This window comes from Pseudomonas sp. Sample_21 (genome assembly GCF_004307525.1).
Lineage (GTDB): Bacteria > Pseudomonadota > Gammaproteobacteria > Pseudomonadales > Pseudomonadaceae > Aquipseudomonas > Aquipseudomonas atacamensis.
The window spans coordinates 102,165-114,353 of sequence record NZ_RCNZ01000104.1 but is presented as its reverse complement, the minus strand read 5'-3'; the positions used below and the strand labels follow the sequence as shown (position 1 = coordinate 114,353).

Genomic DNA, 12,189 nt, shown 5'->3' with positions numbered 1-12,189 from the left:
AGTAAACGCCCATCTCCACACCCCAGACGGTGTGGGTTAGTTTCATTTAAAAGAAGCACCGCAGGACTATGACTGGTCCCCTGCGACCTTCTTGGTCACCCGGCGATATCGCGAATGGCGATCTCGCTCATGATGCGTTCAAGCACCTGATCGATGGAAAGCTCCGTTGAATCCAGCTGAATCGCGTCGGCCGCCGGCTTGAGCGGGGCTACTGCGCGCTGGGTGTCACGCTCATCGCGTGCACGGATCTCATCTAGCAGACTCGACAGACTAACACCCTCGACTTTGCCCTTCAACTGCAAATATCGACGGCGCGCCCGTTCCTCGGCACTGGCGGTGAGGAAAATCTTCAGTGGTGCATCCGGAAAAACCACCGTGCCCATGTCGCGGCCGTCGGCCACCAGGCCCGGCGCTTCCTGGAAAGCACGCTGGCGCTGCAGCAGCGCCTCGCGCACAGCGGGCAGCGCAGCCACTTGCGAGGCGCCGGAGCCGACGCTTTCGGTGCGAATGACATCGCTGACTTCATCGCCTTCTAGAATGATCCGCTGCAGCTGACCTTCGGTCGCGGCGATGAATTGCACATCCAGATGAGCGGCCAATGTCTTCAGCAGCTCTTCATTGGTCAGGTCGACGCCATGGTTGTGCGCAGCAAACGCGAGCAAGCGATAAAGCGCACCGGAATCCAGCAGGTTCCAGCCCAGACGCTTGGCCAGAATCCCGGCGACCGTGCCTTTGCCGGAGCCGCTTGGCCCATCGATGGTGATGACCGGTGCAATGTTTTTCACGACTGAGCCTCTTGTGCCACACGAATGCCGACTTGCCCGCACAACGCGAGGAAGTTGGGGAACGAGGTCGCGACGTTGGCGCAATCATGGATGCGGATCGGTGCGGTAGCGCGCAACGAGGCGACGCTGAAGGCCATGGCGATACGGTGGTCGCCGTGACCGTGCACTTCACCGCCGCCGATCTGGCCGCCGTCGATGATGATGCCGTCCGGGGTCGGTTCGCACTTGACGCCCAGCGCCAGCAAACCGTCCGCCATGACCTGAATCCGATCGGATTCCTTGACCCGCAGCTCTTCGGCGCCGGTCAGCACGGTACGCCCTTCGGCGCACGCAGCCGCAACGAACAGGACCGGGAATTCGTCGATCGCCAGCGGCACCAGCGCCTCCGGAATCTCGATACCTTTGAGTTTAGCTGCGCGCACGCGCAAGTCAGCAACTGGCTCGCCGCCCACTTCACGCTGGTTTTCCAGAGTGATATCGGCGCCCATCAGTCGCAGGATATCGATCACGCCAGTACGGGTCGGGTTGATGCCGACGTGCTCAAGCACCAGCTCGGAACCCTCGGCGATCGAGGCCGCGACCAGGAAGAACGCCGACGACGAGATATCGCCCGGCACTTCGATGTGAGTTGCGGTGAGCTTGCCGCCGGACTCGACCGAAGCCGTGGCGCCGTCGACGCTGACCGGGTAGCCGAAACCACGCAGCATGCGCTCGGTGTGATCGCGAGTCGGTGCCGGCTCGGTCACCGTGGTCTTGCCTTCGGCGTAGAGACCGGCAAGCAGCAGGCAGGATTTCACCTGGGCACTGGCCATCGGCATGGTGTAAGTCAGACCCTTGAGTTTGTGGCCACCGCGAATGGTCATCGGTGGACGACCTTCAGCAGCGGTCTCGATGACCGCGCCCATTTCCCGCAGCGGATTGGCCACGCGATTCATCGGACGCTTGGACAGCGAAGCGTCGCCGGTCAGGGTGCTGTCGAAGTTCTGCGCCGCCAGCAGGCCGGAGAGCAGACGCATCGAGGTGCCGGAGTTGCCGAGATAGATCGGGCCCGGCGCAGGTTTCAGGCCGTGCAGACCAACACCGTGGATAGTCACGCGGCCGTGGTGCGGGCCTTCGATGACCACGCCCATGTCGCGGAATGCCTGCAAGGTCGCCAGGGCGTCTTCGCCCTCAAGGAAGCCTTCGACTTCGGTGACGCCTTCGGCCAGCGAGCCGAGCATGATCGAACGGTGGGAAATCGATTTGTCACCCGGTACGCGAATCCGACCGGACAGGCGGCCACCAGGTTGAGCCAGGAAGATCAGATCGTTGGAATTCATAGCGTCCACATAGGCCCTGCGGGCCAGGATTTTACTGAAATGCTCGCGGGCAACCCGGGCGCGCGTGAAAACGCCCAATAATTGGTGCCCATCCCCTGCATCGACCGCGTCGCGCAAGGCGTCGAGGTCGCTGCGAAATGTATCGAGTGTGCGCAGGACAGCCTCGCGGTTGGCGAGGAAGATGTCGTGCCACATCACCGGGTCGCTTCCGGCGATTCTTGTGAAATCGCGAAAACCACCGGCAGCGTAACGGAAGATCTCCAGATTTTCATTGCGCTTGGCCAATGAATCGACCAGACCGAAGGCCAGCAGGTGCGGCAGATGGCTGGTCGCGGCAAGCACTTCATCGTGACGCTCGACCTGCATGTGCTCGACATCGGCGCCCAGTTCGCGCCAGAGACGATCGACCACCGCCAGCGCGGCAGGATCGGTCTGCTCGAGCGGCGTCAGGATCACCTTGTGCCGGCGGAACAGCTCGGCATTCGAGGCTTCCACCCCGCTCTGCTCGGAACCGGCAATCGGGTGCCCCGGGACGAAGCGCGCCGGCATGCCGCCGAACGCTTCAGTCGCGGCGCGCACCACGTTGCCTTTGGCACTACCGACATCCGTGAGAATCGCCTGCCCCAGATCCATGACAGCCAGACGCGCGAGCAGCTTTTCCATGGCCAGAATCGGCACCGCCAGCTGAATCACATCGGCACCGACGCAAGCAGCCGCCAAGTCGTCTTCACAGCGATCGACCACACCCAATTCGACCGCGAGCCTGCGCGATTGCGGGTCGAGATCGACGCCGACCACTTCACGGCACAGGCCGCTTTCACGCAAACCCTTGGCAAACGAACCACCGATCAACCCCAGACCGACCACCACAAGGCGACCGATCATAGATGCAGCAGGTTGCAGCGCAGTGACATCAACCACGAGCCATAACCTTGCGTAGCGCCTCGAGGAAACGGCTGTTTTCTGCCGGCAGACCGATGGTCACCCGCAGGTGGTTCGGCATGCCGTAATTGGCCACCGGACGCACGATCACGCCTTCGCGCAGCAAGCCCTGGAAAATTGGCGCCGCCACCTGGCCGAGATCGACGCAGATGAAGTTGCCTTTGGATTCGATCCAGCCCAGCCCCAGCTCACGGAAACCGGCCTGCAACTGCTGCATGCCGGATTCGTTGAGCTGACGGCTTTGCGCCAGATATTCCTCGTCCTTCAGCGCCGCACACGCCGCCGCCAGGGCGAGGCTGTTGACGTTGAATGGCTGACGAACGCGGTTCAGCACGTCCGCCACCACAGGCGTCGACAAGCCATAACCGACGCGCAGCGCAGCCAAGCCATAGGCCTTGGAGAAGGTGCGCGAAACCAGCAGGTTCGGGTACGCAGCGAGGAAGTCGAGACCGTCCGGCAAATCACTGCCTTCGGCGTACTCGATGTAAGCCTCGTCGAGGACTACCAGCACATGCTCGGGAACGTCCTGCAGGAATTCGTCCAGCGCTTCGGCGCCGAACCAGGTGCCGGTCGGGTTGTTCGGGTTGGCGATAAACACCACGCGGGTGTTGGCATCGATGGCTGCGAGCATGGCCGGCAGGTCATGCCCCCAGTCTTTGGCCGGAACTACTTTGGCCTGAGCGCCAACTGCTTGAGTCGCGATCGGATACACCGCGAAGGCGTGCTCACTGAACACCGCATTCAGGCCCGGCGCCAGATAGGCACGCGCAACCAGCTCAAGAATGTCGTTGGAGCCATTGCCCAGCGTGACCTGGTTCAGCTCGACACGGCACTGCTCGGCGAGCAGCGATTTCAGGGCGAAACCATTGCCGTCCGGGTAGCGGGTCAGCTCGGCCAGCTCTTCGCGAATCGCCGCCAATGCCTTCGGGCTGGCGCCCAATGGGTTTTCGTTGCTCGCCAGCTTGACGATTTTTGCCGGATCCAGATCCAGCTCGCGCGCCAGTTCGTCCACAGGCTTGCCCGGAACGTACGGCGAAAGTTGTTGCACGCCCGGCTGTGCCAGAGCGAGGAAGTTGCCACTCATTTGCTACCGCCCCTTAGAGAACTGCTTTCGGGTAGGAACCCAGCACTTTGAGTGCTACTGCTTCCTGACTGATCTTTTCCAGCACACCTTTGATCAACGGATCACGGTGGTGGCCGACGAAGTCGATGAAGAACACGTAGGTCCATTTGCCGCTGCGCGACGGACGGGTTTCGATGCGGGTCAGATCGATGCCATTGTCGTGGAACGGCACCAGCAGCTCGTGGAGCGCGCCGGGCTTGTTGCTCATCGACACGATGATCGAGGTCTTGTCGTCGCCGGTCGGCGGCACTTCCTGGTTACCGATCATCAGGAAGCGCGTCGAGTTGTCCGGGCGATCTTCGATCTTCTCGGCCAGACGCGTCAGGCCGTACAGCCCTGCCGCCATGTCGCCAGCGATCGCCGCCGAATTCCACTCACCCTTGACCCGCTTGGCCGCTTCGGCGTTGCTCGATACCGCGACGCGTTCGACATTCGGGTAATGCGCGTCCAGCCACTTGCGGCACTGGGCCAGCGACTGCGCGTGGGAATAGATGCGGCTGATGCTGTCGGTCTTGGTATTTTCGCCGACCAGCAAATGATGGTGGATGCGCAGCTCGACTTCGCCACAGATCACCATGTCGTGTTCGAGGAAGCTGTCCAGCGTGTGATTGACCGCGCCTTCGGTGGAGTTTTCCACCGGCACCACGCCGAAATTCACCGCACCGGCGGCGACTTCACGGAACACTTCGTCGATTGCCGCCATCGGCTTGCTGATCACTGCGTGGCCGAAGTGCTTCATCGCTGCCGCTTGGGTGAAGGTGCCTTCAGGGCCGAGGTACGCCACTTTCAGCGGCTGCTCCAGCGCGAGGCACGACGACATGATTTCGCGGAACAACCGCGCCATCTCTTCGTTGCCCAGCGGCCCCTGGTTGCGCTCCATCACCCGTTTGAGCACCTGAGCTTCGCGCTCAGGACGATAGAACACCGGCACTTCGCCTTCGGCCAGCGAGGCCATCTTCACGCGGGCGACTTCCTGGGCGCAACGCGCACGCTCACTGATCAACTCCAGGACTTTGGTGTCCAGAGCGTCGATGCGAACGCGCAGTGCCTTGAGTTCTTGCTCGGACATCAGCCGTGTTCCTTCTCGAATTCCGCCATGTACGCCACCAGCGCGTTAACTGCGGTGATGTCGACGGCGTTGTAGATGGAGGCGCGCATGCCGCCCACCGAACGGTGACCCTTGAGGTTGAGCAGACCGCGCTCGTCGGCACCGGCGAGGAACGGCTTGTCCAGACGATCGTCAGCGAGACGGAACGGCACGTTCATCCACGAGCGATCCGACTTGTTGATCGGGTTGCTGTAGAGACCGCTGGCGTCGATGAAGTCGTACAGGGTGCGCTGCTTGACGTCGTTGAGCTTGGCGATCGCTTCGACGCCGCCCTGCTCTTTCAGCCATTGGAACACCAGACCGGACAGGTACCAGGCCAGCGTCGGCGGGGTGTTGTACATCGAGCCGTTATCGGCCGCGACCTTGTAGTTGAGCATGGTCGGGCACAGCGAGCGGGCCTTGCCGAGCAAGTCTTCGCGAATGATGTTGACGACGATGCCGCTCGGGCCGATGTTTTTCTGCGCGCCGGCGTAGATCATGCCGAAACGCGAAATATCGACCGGGCGCGAGAGGATGTCCGAAGACATGTCCGCCACCAGTGGCACGTCACCGGTTTCAGGGATCCACTGGAATTCCAGACCGCCGATGGTTTCGTTCGGCGCGTAGTGAACGTAAGCGGCGTCTTTCGACAGGTTCCACTCGTTCTGCCCGGGAATGGCGAAATAGTCGTAAGGCTTGGCAGTGGCAGCAACGTTGACGTGGCCATAGCGCGAGGCTTCTTCGATGGCTTTCTGCGACCAGATACCGGTGTCGATGTAGTCGGCCGAGCCGCCTTCAGGCAACAGGTTCAACGGGATCTGTGCGAACTGCTGGCTGGCGCCGCCCTGCAGAAACAGCACTTTGTAGTTCGACGGGATATTCAGCAGGTCACGCAGATCCTGCTCGGCCTGGGTGGCAATGGACACGAACTCATCGCTGCGATGGCTCATTTCCATGACCGACAGACCCTTGCCGTGCCAATCAAGGAGTTCACCCTGGGCGCGCTGCAGGACAGCTTCAGGCAGCGCCGCCGGACCGGCGCAGAAGTTATAGGCTCGCTTGCTCACATCCAATCTCGCTCTGATTTGGTGGTATCACGCAATAAATCACACTACCGATCAACATGGTCCTGTGGGAGCGAGCCTGCTCGCGAATGCATCACCGCGGTGCTTCAGAGGTACCGCAGCGCCTGCTTTCGCGAGCAGGCTCGCTCCCACAGGGGATCTCCATGATGTCGAAAATTCATACCGGACAAATAACAAGGGGGCGAATTCTCATCCGCCCCCTCGTTTATCCGCTTATTCCTGCGGCTCTTCGTCTGCTGCGGCGTCGAGTTGCTGGTCTTCACCCGCTTCGTCGATACCGACGCTGCCTGCGATTTCCTCGCCCTCTTCACCTTCGAGTTCTTCGCCTTCGATTTCCGAGGGCTCCTGAACCCGCTCCAGGCCGACCAGGGTTTCATCCTTGGCCAGCTTGATTAGCGTCACGCCCTGAGTGTTACGACCCAGGCTCGACACTTCGTCGACACGGGTACGCACCAGAGTGCCCTGATCGGAGATCAGCATGATTTCTTCGCCGTCGAGCACCTGCACTGCGCCGACCAGACGGCCGTTACGCTCGTTGCTGACCATGGCGATCACGCCCTGGCCGCCACGCTTGTACTCAGGGAACTCGGTGATCGCGGTGCGCTTGCCATAACCACGCTCGGAAGCGGTGAGGATCTGGCTGCCTTCTTCCGGGATCAGCATGGAAATAAGCTTCTGCCCTTCCGGCAGACGCATGCCGCGCACGCCGCGAGCGGTACGGCCCATGGCACGCACGTCGGACTCCTTGAAGCGGGTGACCTTGCCGCCGTCGGAGAACAGCATCACTTCGCGCTCGCCATCGGTGATGGCCGCAGAGATCAGCACGTCGCCTTCGTCCAGTTCCAGCGCGATCAGACCGACGCTGCGCTGACGGCTGAAGGATTCCAGCGGGGTCTTCTTCACGGTGCCGTTGGCGGTGGCCATGAAGATGTAGTGACCTTCGGTGTATTCCTCGACCGGCAGCATGGTGGTGATGTATTCACCGTCATCCAGCGGCAGCAGATTGACCAGCGGACGACCACGGGCCGCGCGGGATGCTTCCGGAATCTCGTAGGTCTTGAGCCAGTACACCTTGCCCTTGCTGGAGAATAGCAGCAGCGTGGTGTGGCTGTTGGCGACCAGCAGGTGAGCGATGTAGTCCTCGTCCTTGACGCCGGTGGCCGATTTGCCTTTGCCGCCACGACGCTGAGCCTGGTAAGCAGCCAGCGGCTGGGTCTTGGCGTAGCCACCGTGGGAGATGGTCACGACGCGTTCTTCTTCCGGGATCATGTCACCCAGGGTCAGGTCGAGACGGGCATCGAGAATTTCGGTGCGGCGCACATCGCCGTATTCGGCGCGGATCACTTCCAGCTCTTCGCGGATCACTTCCATCAGGCGCACGGCACTGTTGAGGATGCGGATCAGCTCGCCGATCTGGTTGAGGATCTCTTGATACTCGGCCAGCAGCTTCTCATGCTCCAGACCGGTCAGACGGTGCAGGCGCAGTTCGAGAATGGCTTGTGCCTGTTCTGGCGAGAGGAAGTACTTGCCTTCACGCAGACCGTATTGCGGATCGAGGTTTTCCGGACGGCACGAATCGGCACCGGCACGCTCAACCATCGCCACCACAGCCGAAGATTCCCAAGGCGTGCTGATCAGCGCTTCCTTGGCTTCCGACGGTGTTGGCGAAGCCTTGATCAGGGCGATTACCGGATCGATGTTCGACAGCGCAACAGCCTGACCTTCGAGAATGTGCCCACGCTCGCGCGCCTTGCGCAGTTCGAACACGGTACGACGGGTGACCACTTCGCGACGGTGACGGACGAAGGCTTCAAGCAGATCCTTGAGGTTGAGGATGCGCGGGCGGCCGTCGATCAGCGCGACGATGTTGATGCCGAATACCGATTGCAGCTGGGTCTGGGCGTAGAGGTTGTTGAGGATCACCTCAGGCACTTCGCCGCGACGCAGCTCGATGACGACGCGCATACCGTCCTTGTCGGACTCGTCGCGCAGCTCGGTGATGCCTTCGAGCTTCTTCTCTTTGACCAGCTCGGCGATCTTCTCGATCAGACGCGCCTTGTTCAGCTGGTAAGGCAGTTCGGTGATGACGATCTGCTGACGGCCACCCACCTTGTCGATGTCTTCGATGATCGAGCGGGCACGCATGTAAATGCGCCCGCGACCGGTGCGGTAGGCTTCGATGATGCCGGCGCGACCGTTGATGATCGCAGCCGTCGGGAAGTCCGGACCGGGAATGTATTGCATCAGCTCATCGACGGTCAGCTCGGGATTGTCGATGAGGGCCAGGCAACCGTCGATGACTTCACCGAGGTTGTGCGGCGGAATGTTGGTCGCCATGCCCACGGCGATACCGCTGGAACCGTTGACCAGCAGGTTCGGTACGCGGGTCGGCATGACTGCCGGGATCAGTTCGGTGCCGTCGTAGTTCGGCACCCAGTCCACGGTTTCCTTGTGCAGGTCAGCCAGCAGCTCGTGCGCCAGCTTGGTCATGCGCACTTCGGTGTATCGCATGGCCGCAGCGTTGTCGCCGTCGACCGAACCGAAGTTGCCCTGGCCGTCGACCAGCAGGTAGCGCAGGGAGAAAGGCTGGGCCATACGAACGATGGTGTCGTACACGGCAGTGTCACCGTGCGGGTGATACTTACCGATCACGTCGCCGACGACACGGGCAGATTTCTTGTACGGCTTGTTGTAGTCGTTGCCCAGCTCGCTCATCGCGAACAGTACGCGACGGTGCACGGGCTTGAGGCCATCGCGCGCATCCGGCAGTGCACGGCCGACGATCACGCTCATTGCGTAGTCGAGGTAGGACTGTTTCAGCTCGTCTTCGATATTGACCGGGAGGATTTCTTTGGCCAGTTCGCCCATGAGAAGCCTGATTCCTTTTTCTGGTGAAACTTCGTCATATCCATGTGGGAGCAACGAAGCTCGTCGGGGCCGGCCGAGTGCCATGCGCCGACTTACGACAAATCAACATTGGATCGCGGATTTGCGCAGTAAAGACAGCTCCGTGGAGCCGCCTCGGAAAACGCCGGATGTTATCACAAAGGCCGCCACGCACCTATCCCCCAGATGCGCATGGAGCATAGTTAGTTGACCGATGACAGGCTTGAGGGGGACGACAGAAGCTCTGAGCTTCTTTGAATGTGAAATCTGGGGCAGATTTACAGTTGTTTATTGACATTCAGGCCCTCATCGCTGGCAAGCCAGCTCCCACAGGTTCAATGCCGGGCACAAAACCTGTGGGAGCTGGCTTGCCAGAGATGGGGCCCGCTCACACGCTAAAGACCTTCAATGCAGGCGCTTGCGGCACATCAGCTGGACCATTTTCGCGGTGTCCGGGCGTTCGACGATGCCTTTCTCGGTGACGATCGCATCGATCAGATCCGCCGGGGTGACATCAAACACCGGGTTGAACGCTTCAACATCGGCACCGACGCGTTTACCGCCAACTTCGAGCAGTTCGGCGCCATCACGCTCTTCGATCGGGATGTCATCGCCGCTGGCGAGGTTCATGTCGATGGTCGAACTCGGCGCCACCACCATGAAGCGCACGCCGTGGTGCATGGCGTTGACCGCCAGTTGATAGGTGCCGATCTTGTTCGCCACGTCGCCATTGGCGGTGATGCGGTCGGCGCCGACGATCACCCAGGTCACGCCTTTGGTTTTCATGATGTGCGCGGCGGCGGAGTCGGCATTCAGGGTCACCGGGATGCCTTCGTTGGCCAGCTCCCACGCGGTCAGCCGCGAGCCCTGCAACCATGGCCGGGTTTCGTCGGCGTAAACGCGCTCGACCATGCCTTCTATATAAGCAGCGCGGATCACCCCCAGCGCAGTACCGAACCCGCCGGTGGCCAGCGCGCCGGTATTGCAATGGGTCAGGATGGCCTGAGCGTTGCCCTGATGCTTGCGAATCAGATCGACACCAAGCTGCGCCATGGTCAGGTTGGCCTCGCGGTCGCTTTCATGAATGGCGATAGCTTCGGCTTCCAGCGCCGCCAGCGGATCGGCGTTGCTTTTCAGCCGATCCAGGCGATCGTGCATGCGCCCCAGCGCCCAGAACAGATTGACCGCGGTCGGCCGCGAATCGGCCAACAGCGCGAAATCCTCTTCCAGTGCCGCGTACCAGTCGCCGCCCTCGGCAATCCGCGCCCGCGCCGCGAGGACGATGCCATAGGCCGCACTGATGCCAATAGCCGGCGCGCCACGCACGACCATCGAGCGAATCGCTTCGGCCACGCCGGCGGCGCTGGTGTAGGCGATCCAGTTTTCCTCGAACGGCAAAATACGCTGATCCAGCAGGTGCAGCGCGCCATCACGCCAATCGATGGCCTTTACTTTCTCCGCAGCCAACAGTCGATCGCGCATCCCACACCCCGCACTCATGAACAAAAGCCGCCGATTATAGCGATCCCCCCGCGAAGACGCTCGGGTATACTTCGCCATCCTTTACAAAAGCACTGGAACCGACCCTCGATGCCGAAACCTGCCATTGCGCTCGACCTGTTATTGCTGCCGACCTGGCTGGTCCCTGTCGAACCTGCAGGCGTGGTGCTCAAGGAGCACGGCCTGGGCATCCGTGACGGTTGCATTGTGTTTATCGGCCCGCGCGCCGAAGCGTTGAAGTGTAACGCGACAGAAATCCGTGAACTGCCGGATGTTCTGTTGGCGCCGGGACTGATCAATGCCCACGGCCACGCGGCGATGACGCTGTTCCGTGGCCTGGCTGACGATCTGCCGCTGATGACCTGGCTGGAAAACCACATCTGGCCGGCCGAAGGCAAATGGGTCGATGAGGATTTCGTCCGCGACGGCACCGATCTGGCCATCGCCGAGCAGATCAAGGGCGGCATCACCTGCTTCTCTGACATGTACTTTTTCCCGAAAGTCGCCAGCGAGCGCGTACACAACAGCGGCATCCGTGCGCAGATCGCCATTCCGATCCTCGATTTCCCGATCCCCGGCGCCAGCAGTGCCGACGAAGCCATTCGTCAGGGCGTCGAATTGTTCGGGGATCTCAAGCATCACGAACGCATCAAGATTACTTTCGGCCCTCACGCCCCCTACACCGTCGGTGATGAGAACCTGGAGAAAATCAGGGTGATCGCCGAGGAGCTTGACGCCTCGATCCACATGCATGTGCATGAAACCGCATTCGAAGTGCAACAGGCTGTCGAGCAAACCGGCGAACGGCCACTGGCGCGCCTGGGTCGCCTTGGCCTGCTCGGCCCGCGCTTCCAGGCGGTGCACATGACCCAGATCAGCGATGACGACCTCGCGCTGCTGGTAGAAAGCAACAGCAGCGTGATCCACTGCCCGGAATCCAATCTGAAACTGGCCAGCGGCTTCTGCCCGGTCGAACGTTTGTGGCAGGCTGGGGTGAACGTTGCCGTCGGCACCGATGGCGCGGCGAGCAACAATGATCTCGACCTGCTCGGCGAAACCCGCACCGCCGCCCTGCTGGCCAAAGCCGTCGCCGGCTCTGCCACTGCGCTGGACGCCCATCGCGCCTTGCGCATGGCCACCCTCAATGGTGCGCGTGCACTGGGGATCGAGGCGCAGGTCGGCTCGCTGGAGATTGGCAAAGCCGCGGACATCGTCGCTTTCGACCTGTCCGGTCTGGCGCAGCAACCGGTGTATGACCCGGTGTCGCAGCTGATTTATGCCACCGGGCGTGATTGCGTGAAACACCTGTGGGTCGCCGGCAAGCAACTGCTTGACGACCGGCGTCTGACCCGCATGGACGAACAACAGCTGGGCGCGACCGCCCGCCACTGGGGCCAGCGCATCAGCGGCCACACCGAATCGTAAACACCGCGGCGCTATATCCGCGGCTACAGCCCTTTTC

The 12,189-nt window shown here is 61.5% G+C and carries 8 protein-coding genes; 1 reads left to right on the top strand and 7 read right to left on the bottom strand.

Annotated features, from left to right (window positions below; genetic code table 11):
* Positions 1-95 precede the first annotated feature (95 nt).
* The 7 genes from cmk to mtnA all read right to left on the bottom strand — a co-directional run bounded on the left by cmk (position 96) and on the right by mtnA (position 10,709).
* Entirely contained in the window at positions 96-785 is a 690-nt protein-coding gene (cmk, locus tag D8U71_RS19785; RefSeq protein ID WP_024013869.1) for a (d)CMP kinase, read from the bottom strand.
* Positions 782-2,989 carry a bifunctional prephenate dehydrogenase/3-phosphoshikimate 1-carboxyvinyltransferase gene (locus D8U71_RS19780; protein ID WP_236248962.1) on the bottom strand — a complete coding sequence of 736 codons (2,208 nt, stop codon included), beginning with the start codon at positions 2,987-2,989 and terminating at the stop codon, positions 782-784. The genes cmk and D8U71_RS19780 overlap by 4 nt, the downstream gene beginning before the upstream one ends.
* Positions 2,990-3,017: 28 nt before the next feature.
* Positions 3,018-4,130, bottom strand: a complete 1,113-nt coding sequence (gene hisC, locus D8U71_RS19775; protein WP_130888478.1) for a histidinol-phosphate transaminase — start codon at positions 4,128-4,130, stop codon at positions 3,018-3,020.
* A 13-nt stretch (positions 4,131-4,143) separates the two neighbouring features.
* On the bottom strand, positions 4,144-5,238 hold the full coding sequence (gene pheA / locus D8U71_RS19770; RefSeq protein WP_016770924.1) for a prephenate dehydratase: 1,095 nt from the start codon (positions 5,236-5,238) through the stop codon (positions 4,144-4,146).
* On the bottom strand, positions 5,238-6,323 hold the full coding sequence (serC, locus tag D8U71_RS19765; RefSeq protein ID WP_130888477.1) for a 3-phosphoserine/phosphohydroxythreonine transaminase: 1,086 nt from the start codon (positions 6,321-6,323) through the stop codon (positions 5,238-5,240). Before serC ends, pheA begins: the two co-directional genes overlap by 1 nt.
* A gap of 231 nt (positions 6,324-6,554) precedes the next feature.
* The gene (gene gyrA, locus D8U71_RS19760; protein WP_016770926.1) at positions 6,555-9,209 is read right to left on the bottom strand and encodes a DNA gyrase subunit A; all 2,655 of its coding nucleotides are present in this window, start codon (positions 9,207-9,209) and stop codon (positions 6,555-6,557) included.
* A gap of 423 nt (positions 9,210-9,632) precedes the next feature.
* Complete coding sequence (mtnA, locus tag D8U71_RS19755) at positions 9,633-10,709, bottom strand: S-methyl-5-thioribose-1-phosphate isomerase (RefSeq protein ID WP_130888476.1); 1,077 nt, start codon at positions 10,707-10,709, stop codon at positions 9,633-9,635.
* 108 nt (positions 10,710-10,817) lie between these two features.
* On the opposite strand from mtnA, the gene D8U71_RS19750 reads away from it, so the two are divergent.
* Positions 10,818-12,152 carry a TRZ/ATZ family hydrolase gene (locus D8U71_RS19750; protein WP_071173171.1) on the top strand — a complete coding sequence of 445 codons (1,335 nt, stop codon included), beginning with the start codon at positions 10,818-10,820 and terminating at the stop codon, positions 12,150-12,152.
* The last annotated feature ends 37 nt before the right edge of the window (positions 12,153-12,189 follow it).

Excerpts from the sequence above, each read along its gene's own strand:
- D8U71_RS19780 (WP_236248962.1), bottom strand. The coding sequence starts at position 2,989 with ATGATCGGTCGCCTTGTGGTGGTCGGTCTGGGGTTGATCGGTGGTTCG.
- hisC (WP_130888478.1), bottom strand. The coding sequence starts at position 4,130 with ATGAGTGGCAACTTCCTCGCTCTGGCACAGCCGGGCGTGCAACAACTT.
- pheA (WP_016770924.1), bottom strand. The coding sequence starts at position 5,238 with ATGTCCGAGCAAGAACTCAAGGCACTGCGCGTTCGCATCGACGCTCTG.
- mtnA (WP_130888476.1), bottom strand. The coding sequence starts at position 10,709 with ATGCGCGATCGACTGTTGGCTGCGGAGAAAGTAAAGGCCATCGATTGG.
- D8U71_RS19750 (WP_071173171.1), top strand. The coding sequence starts at position 10,818 with ATGCCGAAACCTGCCATTGCGCTCGACCTGTTATTGCTGCCGACCTGG.
- gyrA (WP_016770926.1), bottom strand. The coding sequence starts at position 9,209 with ATGGGCGAACTGGCCAAAGAAATCCTCCCGGTCAATATCGAAGACGAG.